This is a genomic window from Rosenbergiella nectarea (assembly GCF_900111105.1).
Classification (GTDB): domain Bacteria; phylum Pseudomonadota; class Gammaproteobacteria; order Enterobacterales; family Enterobacteriaceae; genus Rosenbergiella; species Rosenbergiella nectarea.
Genome location: NZ_FOGC01000004.1, coordinates 35,564 through 49,696 on the forward strand (window position 1 = coordinate 35,564; position 14,133 = coordinate 49,696).

Here is a 14,133-nt window from a genome sequence, read left to right on the forward strand (position 1 = left end):
GATGGTGGCTACGACGGGAATCGAACCTGTGACCCCAGCATTATGAGTGCTGTGCTCTAACCAGCTGAGCTACGTAGCCATCTTTACTCTTTTTGCGCTACCTTTGTCGGCGTTGCGGGGCGCATTATGCTAATTTGCACTGACTCGGTCAACCACTTTTTTAAGCTTTTTATTAAATTACGCTCTGTTTGGTTGCAGAATACGCAAGCTGGTGGCAACTTAACCAAAATACTGAATTTATTCGGCTCTTTTCCCGTATCCTAAAAAATAGAGGGCGAAAAAAAACCCTCATCAATGAGGGTTTAATAGAGCTTAACAGATAAGCTTAGTAAGCCGACTGGTGAACGCCTACCGCACGTCCTGAAGGATCATCCATTGTTTTAAATGCTTCGTCCCATTCAATCGCTTTCGCAGATGAACAGGCAACGGATGGCCCGCCAGGCACACACTCTGCCGCACTCGCTACAGGGAAAAGTGACTCAAAAATTTCACGGTAAAGATAGGCTTCTTTCGACGCCGGGGTATTGTAAGGGAAACGGTAGCTTGCCGTTGCTAATTGCTGATCCGTGACTTGCTGAGCCGCGACCTCTTTTAGCGAATCAATCCAGCTATAGCCGACACCATCGGAGAATTGCTCTTTTTGACGCCACGCAACGCTCTCTGGTAAGTCGCTACTGAAGCATTCACGTAGAATGTGTTTCTCCATTTTACCGTTTTGGCCACACATCTTGTCTGCCGGGTTGATGCGCATTGCAACATCTAAAAACTGTTTATCTAAGAAGGGTACCCGGGCTTCGACCCCCCACGCTGACATCGCTTTGTTGGCGCGCGCGCAGTCATACATATGCAATGCTGCAAGTTTCCGTACGTTCTCCTCGTGAAACTCTTTAGCATTAGGCGCCTTATGGAAATAGAGGTAGCCGCCAAAAATCTCATCTGCCCCTTCGCCGGAAAGTACCATTTTAATTCCCATAGCTTTGATTTTACGAGACATCAAATACATTGGGGTAGAGGCGCGAATAGTCGTCACATCGTAGGTTTCGATGTGATAAATCACATCTTTGATGGCATCAAGGCCTTCTTGTACGGTGAAGTTGATTTCATGGTGGACGGTCCCTAAGGCTTCGGCGACTTCTTTCGCTGCTTTAAGATCCGGCGCCCCTTTTAACCCGACGGCGAAAGAGTGCAGTTGTGGCCACCATGCATCGCTTTGGTCAGCATCTTCAACGCGCTTAGCCGCGAAGCGCTTAGTAATAGCGGAAATAATTGATGAGTCCAATCCACCAGAGAGTAATACCCCGTAAGGCACGTCAGACATCAGGTGGCTTTTTACCGACTCTTCGAGGGCATCTTTCAGTGCTACTTTATCGGTAACCGCTTCTGCTACGTTTTCGTACTCCATCCAGTCCCGCTGATAGTAACGGTGGATCTGATGGTCCTCACTGCTCATGTAGCTTCCAGGAGGGAATTCGTTGATTGTCCGACAGACCGGCACTAGGGCTTTCATTTCTGACGCCACAAATAGGTTACCGTGTTCATCGTGGCCGTAATACAGCGGGATGATCCCGATATGGTCGCGTCCAATCAGCCAGCTTTGTTTGACGGTATCGTAGAGGATAAACGCAAACATGCCTTGCAGGTCATCAAGGAAATCGTGTCCTTTTTCTTGGTAGAGTGCCAAGATTACTTCACAGTCAGACCCTGTTTGGAATTCGTATTTATCTTGTAACGCGCTGCGTAAGGTATGGTGGTTATAGATCTCACCGTTCACGGCTAAGACATGCGTTCGATCAGCATTATAGAGAGGTTGGGCACCATTATTAACATCGACAATGGAGAGGCGTTCGTGCGCTAAAATAGCGTGATCGTCAGCAAAAATGCCTGACCAGTCCGGTCCACGATGACGCATTAATCCTGAAAGCTCTAGCGCTTTCTTCCTTAATTCTGTTGTCTCAGTTTGTAAATCCAGTACACCAAAAATCGAACACATATTTCTACTCCTGAACTCATCCAGTGATGATAGCTGTTTTGCGTTTAAGTTATTGATTTGGGCCTTTCCTAGACGCCTTGTATAAGAAAATGCGCTATTTGGAGTCTCGAATGCAAGTAGTTTCACAAAAAATCGTAAAATAGATATGGAGTGCAGGGATTTAATTGATTTAATCTAATTAAATGAGGTTTAAATTAGATTTTATTCATCGATTGTCGTTTTTTTAGAATATTTATAAAAGAAGGCCTTTTTCATTAAAAGGCCATAGAAGGTTAGTTTAGCTCGGCGAGATCGATACTGGCCACGGAAGGGAAGATCCAATCGGGGCGGAAAGGAACGTTTTCGACGTCTTGCTGTTGGGAGACACCCGACAGTACCAGTGCCGTTTTCAAACCAGCCTGAAAGCCCGCCAGAATATCAGTACGTAAATTATCACCGATAATGATCGTTTCTTCGGAGTGGGCGTGGATACGATTCAATGCCGCACGAATAATATAAGGACTCGGTTTACCTACATAAAAAGGCGAGCGACCTGAAATTTTTTCAATCCCTGCACACAGTGCTCCACACCCCGGTACGAACCCTTTGGCATGTGTGTCAGGGTTAGTTGCAATAAAGCGAGCACCGTTGGCCACGCAATAAGCTGCTTTATGCATCATTTCCCAGTTGTAGGAACGAGTTTCGCCAACTATCACGAAATCAGGATTAACATCGGTGAGGGTAAAGCCCGCTTTATACAGTTCATGAACCAGAGCGCCTTCGCCAATAACATAGGCCTTCTTACCGGGTTGTTGGCTAAGAAAGTCTGCAGTCGCCATGGCGGAGGTATAAAAGAGTGAGGCGGGGACTTCTATTCCCGCGGAATGAAAGCGGTTAGCAAGATCTTGAGCAGTTTGGGAAGGATAGTTGGTCAGTAACACAACAGGGACGTCGTTATCGATCAGGCGGTGCAAAAAAGCGCCAGCCCCTTCAACCGCTTTATTATCGTACATGAGTACGCCATCTATATCACAAATCACATTTTTGAGTGTCATCTCAATCTTCCTAATAGTCCGTGCTAGCTGGGGAGTTTCCTCCCATCATCCAAAAGATGCTGGAGTAATTTACCGTTTAACATAGCACGCTTTACCAAAGCAAAAGCGCCGATCGCGGAACGATTACCGAGCTGCGAGCTGACGACGGGTAAATTTTCGCCAAAAGCATTGAGCGTTTGGGTATCAATACAGCGTTGTATGATAGGAAAAAGAATAGCATCTGCCGCGGTAATCTCACCGGCGATGATGACTTTTTGGGGATTAAACAAATTAATGGATGAAGCAATGACCTTTCCGAGAGTGACTGCAGCGTGTTTAAGAACCTCCGTCGCCAATGAATCGCCTAGGTTAGCAGCTCGACAGATATCGTGAATAGTACAGGCCTCGGCGGATAGGCAACTTGCATATCCAGCTAACAGGAGTTGCTTAACCTTTTTCTCGATAGCGGGATTTGAGACGACCGTTTCTAAACAACCAAAGTGGCCACAAGCACATTGTTCCCCAAGGGGATCAACTTGAATATGGCCGATTTCGACGGCATTGCCATTGCGACCTACAAAAATATTTTCGTTAATGATTACACCGGCACCCGCGCCACGGTGAATTCGGACCAATAATGAATCTGAGCAATCGCTACCCGCGCCAAAATAATATTCAGCAAGCGCTAGACTGCGGATATCGTGCCCGACAAAGCTCGCTAATTTGAATGTTTTGTTTAGTGCTTCAACCAATGGCCACTGATCGACCGCGATATGGGGCATGTACCGCACTTTGCCATTTTCGGGATCGACCAATCCCGGTAAAATGACCGATATCGCAATGAGTTCACGAATAACGTTCTTATTCTCTGCGATAAAGTGTTCAATGATGGTGAACAGTTGCTGCTGTAATGCCTCTTGAGTCTCTGCACTGAGAGGATAACTCTGTTCAACGAGGACTTTGCTGCTGAGATCAAATAAGGCGATGGTTGCATCTTTGCGGCCTAATCTGACGGCAACCGTATGGAAGGGGCGGGTTTCCGTAACGATCGAAATGGCCCGTCTTCCCCCAGTAGAGGCTTGTTGCTCAACCTCTTTTATCAAACCGCGTTCCAGTAATTGGCGGGTAATTTTGGTCACGCTGGCAGGAGCCAGTTGACTCAATTCTGCGACTTGAATACGAGAGATGGGGCCATTCTGATCGATGAGGCCATAGACTGCGGCGCCATTGAGTTGCTTGACCAGATCGACATTACCAATTTGTGCAGCACCGCTATTGGGCATACCAATAATTACCTATGATAAACTGTGTCACCATTGACGATGGTTTCAATAATTTCAAAACCGGATGTGAAAACGACGATATTTGCAATTTTCCCTGCCTGCAATGACCCTAACTTCCGCTCAACATTGATGGCTCGTGCGGGATAGAGGCTTGCCATTCTTAGCGCCTCATCAAGAGGGATGCCGAGATACTCGACGCTATTTTTTACTGCCTCAATCATCGTGAGAGCGGACCCGCTTAAGGTGCCCTGATCATCGACACAAAGGCCATCTTTATAATAAATGGTCTTTCCCGCAAAGGTGAAATGGTCAATATCAGTCCCAGCAGGCGCCGTCGCATCGGTCACCAAAATCGCTTGTGCCTGTTTAATTTTCTGCGCAGTGCGTAGGCTGGCGAAATGAACATGGTGACCATCGGCGATCATACCACAGTAAACCGATGGGGAGTCGAATACCGCGCCGATTACTCCGGGCGCTCTGCCGGCGGGAAGCGGCATCGCATTATATAAATGCGTCGCGAAAGTAATCCCTGCATCAAACCCGGCCATGGCTTGTTCGTAAGTCGCATTCGAATGACCAATAGAGACGACAATTCCTGCTGCGACTAATTGTTTAATCACCGACTGAGGAACACATTCTGGGGCAAGGGTGATTTTGCTAATGACTGCGGCGTTTTCACAAAGAAAGTTCACCATTTCCGGAGTAGGTGAGCGAATTAATGCCGCGTCATGGGTCCCTTTTTTCTCTTTATTTAACCAAGGCCCCTCAAGGTGTAAGCCGAGAGCTTGATGAGGATGGCTCTCAAGCCAGCGGTGCAGGGTGTCCACGGCTTGCTTCATCATCTCATCGCTGCTGGTAATCAACGTAGGTAAGAAACTTGTGCAGCCAGAGGCTTCATTGGTACGTTGCATCTGATGCAATGTTTCCACACTCAATGCACTGAGCTGCTCACTAAACTGTACTCCACCACAACCATTCAGTTGCAGGTCGATAAACCCTGGGGCGATATATCCGCCAGCCACCGAGCGGCGTTCAATGGTGGTGTCGAGATCGGCTATCGGGCAGATCTCAACAATTGTCTCTCCATCAATAACGAGCGCATGGTTGTCAAATAGTTGTGAGCCGCTAAAGATACGACCTTCGGTTAATGCATACATTTTTCCACTCCCAAGCGGGTAATAAAGGGCTTACCCGTTGTGTCTAAACGTTTTTAATATTTTCTGCTTCCATCTCTTGGAAGTAATCTACGGTCTTAACTTTTAGCTCCATAGTGGCGGCTTTATCGCAAATAATCAAAGATTTAGGATGAAGTTGTAGGCAGCTTATGGTCCACATATGGTTGACATTGCCCTCAACTGCCGCGTGTAGCGCATGAGCTTTGGCACTGCCTGTGACCAAGATCATCACTTCTTGTGCGTCAAGTAGCGTTCCGACGCCAACGGTAAGGGCGTGCTTAGGCACCGCATTAATATCGTTGTTGAAGAAGCGGGAGTTAGCGAGTCGGGTCTCATGAGTCAACGTTTTTATTCGCGTACGGGAAGAAAGTGACGAGGCGGGTTCATTAAACGCAATATGGCCATCGTTACCCACTCCCCCCATAAAGAGATGAATTTTGCCGTAAGCCTTAATCTTTTGCTCATAACGCTGGCATTCAGCCTCAACATCTTCTGCATTGCCATCGAGCAAGTTAATATTCTCTTTTCGAATATTAATGTGATCAAAGAAGTTTTTATGCATAAAACTATGATAACTTTCAGGATGTTCTTGTGGTAACCCCACATACTCGTCCATATTGAACGTCACCACATGCTCAAAGCTTACCTTACCCGCTTGATAGAGTGCGATTAGGGCTTTATAGGTCTGTAAAGGGGTACTTCCCGTCGGTAACCCCAGAACAAAGGGTTGAGTGGCAGTCGGTTGAAAAGCATTGATGCGCTTAACGATGTGAAGGGCAGCCCATTGGCCAACTTGTTCCGCATAAGCGAGTGGAATCAATCGCATATTTACCTCGTTGATGCATTAAAGAAAGACTCGGTAACCGGATAATTTCACACCCTGACAATTGACTGACTTCCGGACGCGAGGAATGATATTTTTAATACTAAAATAAGTGGTCGATAAACGCTACAAATATCCATTTAAAAACACGGAATTGTTGATGGCCGTCATAAAAATGGACAGTTTAATTTGCGAAGAAAATTAATTAACTCTTTAATGGGCAATTGATGATTGGCGAAAAAAGGTAGTACGGCGACCCAGTCATTGTCATGATCATAATACGTACGCAGCTGAGGGGTTTAAGGTGAGTCTATTAAATTATTTACAACGCGTGGGGCGGGCGCTAATGGTGCCTGTAGCGACCTTACCCGCTGCGGCAATTTTGATGGGGATAGGGTACTGGATTGAACAAAGCAGTAGTCATCCTAATAACGCAATTGCCGCGTTACTCACCACGTCAGGGATGGCCATCCTTGATAATATGCCAGCGCTTTTTGCGATAGGTATCGCTTATGGGATGTCGAAAGATAAAGACGGTGCGGCGGCGCTGACTGGATTTATTGGCTTCCTCGTCGTGACAAACTTATGTGCCCCGAGTGCCGTCAGCCTGATCCAGCAAATACCTCTGGAACAAGTGCCACTCGCCTTCCAGAAAATTAAAAACCCGTTTATTGGGATTTTAGTCGGTATTTGCTCGGCGGAAGTTTACAACCGTTTTAGCCATGTTGAACTGCCTAAGGCGCTGTCGTTTTTCAGTGGTCGCCGTTTAGTCCCAATTTTAGTCTCTTTCCTGATGATCGTGGTGGCCTTTATTTTAATGTATATCTGGCCATTGGTGTTTAACGCGTTAGTCGAATTCGGGATCCATATTCAGAAGATGGGCGCACTCGGGGCCGGTATCTATGCCTTCTTCAACCGTATCTTAATCGCGGTAGGCCTTCATCATGCCCTGAACGCCGTCTTCTGGTTCGATGTCGCAGGCATTAATGACATCCCTAACTTCTTGGGAGGGGCGAAATCTATTGCTCAAGGAACCGGAATCGTCGGGGTCACTGGCCGTTATCAAGCAGGATTCTTCCCGGTCATGATGTTCGGCTTACCGGGTGCTGCCTTGGCTATCTGGCAGTGTGCGCGTCCTGAGAACCGCGCCAAGGTAGGAAGTATCATGCTTGCTGCCGCGTTCGCCGCGTTCTTTACTGGTATCACTGAGCCACTTGAATTTTCCTTTATGTTTGTTGCGCCAGTCCTGTTTGTTATCCACGCTGTATTAACCGGGATCTCTGTCTTTATCGCGGCGTCAATGCACTGGATTTCGGGTTTTGGTTTTAGTGCGGGATTGGTCGATATGATCCTGTCATCGCGCAACCCGCTTGCCACACATTGGTATATGTTAATTCCGCAAGGCTTGGCGTTCTTCGTCATCTACTATGTTGTGTTTCGTTTCACTATCCTTAAATTCAACCTCAAGACACCTGGGCGCGAGACCGAAGCCGAGATGGCAGAAATGGAAGGGGTAGAAGAGAGTATTAGCCAAGACGAGCAAGGGGAATCACGCAATGAGTCACTGGCTCGTCGCTATATTGCTGTGGTGGGTGGGTCGAGTAACCTGACCAATATCGATGCATGTATTACCCGTTTACGTCTGTCAGTGGTTGATACCGATAAAGTGAATGATGCATTAGCGAAAAAATTAGGGGCTTCGGGCGTTTTACACCTCAATAAACAGAGCGTACAAATTGTCGTGGGAACGCAAGCGGAAGCGATCGCCGATGCGATGAAAGCGGTAAGTAAAAAAGGCCCGATAAGTGCGGTGTTACCGACACAAACTGTTTCCCCAAAGATTGAAGAAGTTGTCGCGCCTGAAATTAAAAACGATTCACCGCAGCCCGCACTAGCAACCTTAGTCGCCCCGGTTAGCGGTGAGATCGTCATGCTGGAACAAGTCCCTGATGCGGCTTTCTCCTCCAAAGCCGTTGGGGATGGCATCGCTATCAATCCAACGGGTGAACGGGTGGTGGCTCCTTTAGCGGGGACTATAGTTAAGATCTTCGCCACCAATCATGCATTCTGTCTTGAGTCGAATGAAGGGGTAGAGATTATTGTTCATATGGGAATTGATACGGTAGCGCTTGAAGGCAAAGGGTTTGAGCGGTTAGTTGAAGAAGGTGCTGAAGTCGCGCAAGGTCAACCCATTTTAAAAATGGATTTGGCCTACCTCTCCGAGCATGCCCCCTCAATGATTAGCCCTGTCGTGGTCAGTAACAGCGAAGACTATGCTCAATTAGTGCTCAAAGCAGAAAAACAAGTCATAGCCGGGCAATCGCCATTGTTAGCGATTATAAAATAGCCGCTTAACGGTGAATGACCAACAGGCAGGGGATAATCCTGCCTTTTTTATCGTTGTTTATTAACTAACGGTTGTTTATCGGTCTAGCTTTATGGATCATAAGGTATAACTGTTAATACAAAGTACCGTTCACCGTAATTGAGGGATTTAAGATGAGTGAGGCTGAAGCCCGCCCAACCAACTTTATTCGTCAGATCATTGATGAAGATCTGGCGAGTGGTAAACTTAACCAGGTTCATACTCGTTTCCCCCCTGAACCCAATGGTTACCTACACATTGGCCATGCGAAGTCTATTTGCTTGAATTTCGGTATCGCTCAAGATTATCAAGGGCAGTGTAATTTACGCTTCGATGATACCAATCCAGTTAAAGAAGACGTGGAGTTTATCGAGTCAATTCAGCGCGATGTCGAGTGGCTAGGATTTAGTTGGCAGGGCGAACCTCGCTACTCCTCTGACTATTTCGATCGCCTCTACGGCTATGCGGTAGAACTTATTAACAAGGGCTTGGCCTACGTTGATGAGTTAACCCCTGAACAAATTCGTGAATATCGCGGGTCATTGACCTCGCCGGGTAAAAATAGTCCTTATCGTGATCGCAGTGTCGAAGAAAACTTAGCTTTATTCGAAAAGATGCGTGCAGGTGGCTTTGCAGAAGGCACCGCTTGTCTTCGTGCTAAAATCGATATGGCGTCTAACTTTATCGTTATGCGTGATCCCGTTCTGTACCGGATCAAATTTGCAGAACACCACCAAACCGGTAATAAGTGGTGCATCTACCCGATGTATGACTTTACCCATTGCATTTCCGATGCGATTGAAGGCATCACGCACTCACTTTGTACGCTTGAATTCCAAGATAACCGTCGTCTTTACGATTGGGTATTGGATAATATCTCTATCGAAGCGCGTCCACGCCAATACGAATTTTCCCGTCTTAACTTGGAATATGCCGTGATGTCTAAGCGTAAGCTGACGCAACTGGTTTCCGAAAAAGTGGTTGAGGGCTGGGACGATCCTCGTATGTTAACGGTATCGGGCCTTCGTCGTCGTGGTTACACCGCCGCCTCATTACGGGAGTTTTGTAAGCGTATCGGTGTGACTAAACAGGATAACATCGTCGAAATGGCCTCTTTGGAATCGTGTATTCGTGACGATTTAAATGAAAATGCGCCTCGAGCCATGGCGGTATTAGATCCGGTAAAAATGGTGATTGATAATTTACCTGAGGATTATCAACAGACCTTAACCGTCTCTGAGCACCCAAACCGAACCGATATGGGGTCACGTGAAGTGACATTCAGCCGTGAAATTTGGATCGATCGCGCAGATTTCCGTGAAGAAGCGAATAAGCATTATAAGCGACTGGTCCTAGGCAAAGAAGTGCGTCTGCGTAATGCTTATGTGGTGAAGGCTGAACGTATCGAGAAAGATGAACAGGGTGAAATTACCGTGATTCATTGCACCTGCGACGTAGAGACTTTAGGCAAAGACCCAGCAGACGGACGCAAGGTAAAAGGCGTTATTCATTGGGTTTCCGCAGTGACGGGGCTACCGGCAGAGTTTCGATTATATGACCGCTTATTCAGCGTGCCGAATCCTGCTGCGGAAGACGATTTTCTCACGGCGATCAATCCGGAATCATTGACGATTCGTCAGGGTTTTGTGGAACAAAGCTTAGCGACCGCACAAGCGAGTAAGCCTTATCAGTTCGAGCGTGAAGGCTATTTCTGCGCCGACAGTAAATATTCGAGTGCTGACAATCTAGTCTTTAACCGTACGGTTGGATTACGCGACACTTGGCAGAAAACTGTCTAATTCTACTGCGCAGTAAGACTCTCGTCCGAGGGTCTTGCTGCAACATCCTGCCTTATCACTTCCTATTATCTCAAGTTATCTTCGTTCTCTATTTATCTTTTTTTCGCTTTTTAATCTTATCTTAATCATCCGAGAGTAAAAGAGGGTGTTGAGCTATGGTTTAAGCGTTCATTGCTACAAAGCAATGAGCAGAAATGATTGCACGCCAACGCGCGTTCAGTGGGACGAATGAATAATGATAAATACTGTATTAGCTGGATTTGAAAAACTAAGCCGTTATAAAGACTTCTACTTCGGTATGAAGCCTGAGACCCTGCAGTTTTATCAATTGGGTGAAGGATATTTACCCCTATTTTCTCATCTGTATCGCCAGACGGCGAAGGGCCATTATTTACATCGACCCGCCAACGATCCTTTCGTCCATTCGCCTTTACGCTTGAGCGCTCAACGACTCAGTAAAAATGCGCAGAGTGGGAAGCAAGCTTTAGTTCAGCAACATTTGTCTGATGTCTTAGTGGCCATAGGGCAACAGATTATGTTAGCGACTGCCACCATCGCCACGAGCGAACAAGGCCTCTATTTGGCCGCGACTCTTTACAATAAGACGGAGAGTTTCGATAGATACCGCACTTTTGTCGACGGCGATCTTTCATTATCTGCTGGACTTGATACTTGGTTCGAAGAAGCGACTTCCCTGGCAACCTTACTGACGGCGTGTGAAGAAAAAGTGGCGAGTCGAGGCTCATTAAGACAACAGTTTAGTGAGTATCAACGTTATCGGTTAGCGATGAACCGGCTGTACGTGATGGTTAATCAAGGTTTTTTCCTTCTTAATAAAGCGGCTGTCGACATCACGCCTTTCCTGACGACTCTTCATCAAAGCCATCTTAGTGAGCGTTGGATGATGACTCAACAGCAGAAACTGACTTACTTCGCAGAGCAACAGCGAGATATCCGACAGGTCATCTTCGTGGAGGCGAATGAAAGCGGGGAGCTTTGTTATGATTTGGAGAATGGTCAACTTGTCGATTCTCCCAATGCGTTCAAACCTGAGATCAGTCAAGCAGTGCAAGTTTTTGCCCAACAGCTCCGTTCGAATGCGTCGCCTTACCCTTTACGTGAAAGTGTCAGAAAGAGGGTACGGCTTAAAGGGATTAGCGAACCAATGGCAGCAGTAAAATAAGTGACAGGCATAAAAAACCCCACGCTAGCGTGGGGTTTTTTTAACTCGTTAACTTAACGCTCTTCGTGTAGCGTGTCGTCTTTACGACAATCGCCATCGGTACAGTGACCGTAAAGATATAAGCTATGGTTAGTCAATTTAATCCCAAAGCGTTTTGCGATATCGCGTTGACGAGTCTCAATAAATTCGTCTGAAAACTCAATGACACGACCACAGTCTAAGCAAATCAGATGGTCATGATGCTGCTGCTGGGTCAATTCGAAAACTGATTTTCCACCTTCGAAATTATGGCGGGTAACGATGCCGGCATCGTCAAATTGGTTAAGTACGCGATAAACGGTCGCTAAACCAATTTCTTCACCCATATCAATAAGCCGCTTATACAAATCTTCCGCACTGACGTGGTGACATTCTGGTTCTTGAAGCACTTCCAAAATTTTCAATCTTGGCAGCGTGACCTTCAGACCAGCTTTTTTCAGTGCAGAGTTGTTATCAGTCATGCAATATTGTCCTGTTGCTTTATTAAAAGGGACATTGGGCAGCCCCTCTTATATTTAAATTCGCCTATTACAGTAACACAATTGGTTTGAAAACCCCATCAAGCATTAAGGATTTCTTTTAGCTGCATCTCATCGGAAATCTGCTGCACCCAGCTTGTTACACGGTCATTGGTGAGTTCGGGTTGACGGTCTTCATCGATTGCCAAGCCTAAGAAGTGTTTATCATCCGCAAGTCCTTTGGACTCTTCGAAATGGTAACCCTCTGTTGGCCAGTGCCCAACAATGACCGCACCTTTAGGCTCGATAATATCGCGGATAGTGCCTAAGGCATCACAAAAGTATTCTGAATAATCTTCTTGATCACCACAGCCGAAAAGCGCGACTAATTTACCAGCGAAATCAATCTCTTCGAGTGTTGGGAAAAAGTCATCCCAATCGCATTGCGCTTCACCGTAATACCAAGTAGGGATACCGAGTAGCAGGATATCATAAGCTTCTATGTCCTCTTTGGCACATTTTGCAATATCGTGAACGTCAGCAACCTCTTTTCCAAGCTGCTTCTGGATCATTTTTGAGATATTTTCAGTATTGCCGGTATCACTACCGAAAAAGATGCCTACGATTGCCATGGGGAGCTTTACCTCTTGAATCTATGTTCTAAATAGGGTGAATAATGATTGCGACGATGATAACAGACCTGAAAATCTTGCGGAACTTGTAAAGTCTACAGATTTATCCGTGAGTGCGAATTACCCACGGCTCAGTGCGAGTTGTGAAGCGATCATCGTCTCAATTAATTCACTTCGGCTCATATTGTGTTGGTCTGCCAGCATATTCAGTGCTTCGACTATTTCACTGGGCATTTTCAGTTCAACACGCTGTAAGCCCTTGTCTTTATCTCGTCTTAACTGATTACGCTTATTAATACGTAACTGCTCATCGCGTGTCAAAGGACTTGTTTTGGGGCGGCCAGGTCGGCGCTCTTCTGCAAACAAGTCTAGGGTTGTTCGATCAGTGTGTTCTTTTGCCATGATGAGAAAATGAGTACCTGCAGAACGTCTTAGGATTAAGCCTTTGCTGCATCATGAAATAGGTCGTTGATGCCTGCTAAAAATGAGCGCGCAATAATACTCTACCGCACCGCACAGCGCCATCGAAAATCGAAGCTGAAGGGTTTTTTATCCTGTAACGGATAAAAAACGTTGCACGGCCCGTTGTACTGCTTGGGGTTTTTCGGCATGAACCCAGTGTCCCGCTCCAGCGATAACGTAGGCTTTCGCTTGTGGAAATTGCGCAATCAGTGGCGCCTGATAGCGCTCATCAAGATAGGCTGAGTTTTTACCACGAATAAAAAGAACGGGGCCATTCCACGCGGGAAGTGTTTCCCAGCCAGAAATCGTGGCGTAATTGTTCCAAAGTGTCGGAATAGCAAAGCGCCACTCACCGTGGTGAAATGATTTTAAAAGAAACTGAATAACGTCTGGTTCATCAAGGGTACGTTCCATGATGCTTTTTGCTTCGGAGCGTTCCGTCACTCCGGCTTGAGTGACAGCGTTCATCGCAGCAAACATACTGTCATGGCGACGGGTCGTGTAATTCACGGGAGCAATATCAATGATCACGAGTTGCTTAATGCGAGCGGGGGAGAGTGCCGTCATTGCCATGGCAATTTTACCGCCCATAGAATGCCCAATAACAATAACGTCTGTAAGCTGATGCGAGTCAAGGGTATCAAACATATCTTGCGCCATTGACGCATAATCCATGTGCTCGCTACGCGGCGATAATCCGTGGTTGCGGACATCGACTTGCAGCACGGTATGGGTGTGACGAAGATCACGCGCAAGGATCCCGAGATTATCTAAACTTCCAAATAAGCCATGGATAAGAAGTATTGCAGGGTGATGGGCGGCAAATTGTGCAGAATGCAGGCGGTTATTTAAAATCATCGTTAAAGATCTTACTGTTAATAGGGAAAGTTAAGGTATCATGAAATTAACCT

Annotated in this window: 12 protein-coding genes and 1 tRNA gene; 3 read left to right on the plus strand and 10 right to left on the minus strand. The window is 46.5% G+C overall.

The features are described 5' to 3' along the window. Positions 1-2: 2 nt before the first annotated feature. The 6 genes from BMX14_RS06260 to nagB all read right to left on the minus strand — a co-directional run bounded on the left by BMX14_RS06260 (position 3) and on the right by nagB (position 6,287). Positions 3-79, minus strand: a tRNA-Met gene (locus BMX14_RS06260). Between the two features lie 246 nt (positions 80-325). After that, the gene (asnB, locus tag BMX14_RS06265) at positions 326-1,990 is read right to left on the minus strand and encodes an asparagine synthase B (RefSeq protein WP_092674368.1); all 1,665 of its coding nucleotides are present in this window, start codon (positions 1,988-1,990) and stop codon (positions 326-328) included. 272 nt (positions 1,991-2,262) lie between these two features. After that, the gene (locus BMX14_RS06270; protein WP_092674371.1) at positions 2,263-3,024 is read right to left on the minus strand and encodes an HAD-IIA family hydrolase; all 762 of its coding nucleotides are present in this window, start codon (positions 3,022-3,024) and stop codon (positions 2,263-2,265) included. 23 nt (positions 3,025-3,047) lie between these two features. Next, positions 3,048-4,286 (minus strand): DNA-binding transcriptional regulator NagC, encoded by a 1,239-nt coding sequence (nagC, locus tag BMX14_RS06275; RefSeq protein WP_092674373.1) that lies wholly within the window; start codon positions 4,284-4,286, stop codon positions 3,048-3,050. 8 nt (positions 4,287-4,294) lie between these two features. Continuing rightward, positions 4,295-5,443, minus strand: a complete 1,149-nt coding sequence (gene nagA, locus BMX14_RS06280; protein ID WP_092674376.1) for an N-acetylglucosamine-6-phosphate deacetylase — start codon at positions 5,441-5,443, stop codon at positions 4,295-4,297. A 43-nt stretch (positions 5,444-5,486) separates the two neighbouring features. Next, positions 5,487-6,287 (minus strand): glucosamine-6-phosphate deaminase, encoded by an 801-nt coding sequence (gene nagB, locus BMX14_RS06285; RefSeq protein WP_092674378.1) that lies wholly within the window; start codon positions 6,285-6,287, stop codon positions 5,487-5,489. 343 nt (positions 6,288-6,630) lie between these two features. Here nagB and nagE point away from each other — a divergent pair, with 343 nt between their 5' ends. From nagE to BMX14_RS06300, 3 genes are all read left to right on the plus strand, one after another. After that, positions 6,631-8,631 (plus strand): N-acetylglucosamine-specific PTS transporter subunit IIBC, encoded by a 2,001-nt coding sequence (gene nagE, locus BMX14_RS06290; RefSeq protein ID WP_230527360.1) that lies wholly within the window; start codon positions 6,631-6,633, stop codon positions 8,629-8,631. 152 nt (positions 8,632-8,783) lie between these two features. Next, complete coding sequence (gene glnS / locus BMX14_RS06295; protein WP_092674383.1) at positions 8,784-10,448, plus strand: glutamine--tRNA ligase; 1,665 nt, start codon at positions 8,784-8,786, stop codon at positions 10,446-10,448. 235 nt (positions 10,449-10,683) lie between these two features. Continuing rightward, positions 10,684-11,631, plus strand: a complete 948-nt coding sequence (locus BMX14_RS06300; protein ID WP_092674386.1) for a hypothetical protein — start codon at positions 10,684-10,686, stop codon at positions 11,629-11,631. A gap of 53 nt (positions 11,632-11,684) precedes the next feature. Here the strand turns inward: BMX14_RS06300 and fur are convergent, their stop codons facing one another. The 4 genes from fur to ybfF form a co-directional block, all read right to left on the minus strand. Beyond that, entirely contained in the window at positions 11,685-12,131 is a 447-nt protein-coding gene (fur, locus tag BMX14_RS06305; protein ID WP_048911775.1) for a ferric iron uptake transcriptional regulator, read from the minus strand. Between the two features lie 98 nt (positions 12,132-12,229). Continuing rightward, positions 12,230-12,760 carry a flavodoxin FldA gene (fldA, locus tag BMX14_RS06310; RefSeq protein ID WP_092674388.1) on the minus strand — a complete coding sequence of 177 codons (531 nt, stop codon included), beginning with the start codon at positions 12,758-12,760 and terminating at the stop codon, positions 12,230-12,232. A gap of 120 nt (positions 12,761-12,880) precedes the next feature. Continuing rightward, on the minus strand, positions 12,881-13,162 hold the full coding sequence (ybfE, locus tag BMX14_RS06315; RefSeq protein WP_092674391.1) for a LexA regulated protein: 282 nt from the start codon (positions 13,160-13,162) through the stop codon (positions 12,881-12,883). 147 nt (positions 13,163-13,309) lie between these two features. Continuing rightward, a complete protein-coding gene (ybfF, locus tag BMX14_RS06320) occupies positions 13,310-14,080 on the minus strand; it encodes an esterase (protein WP_092674393.1) in 771 nt (256 codons plus the stop codon). Positions 14,081-14,133 lie beyond the last annotated feature (53 nt).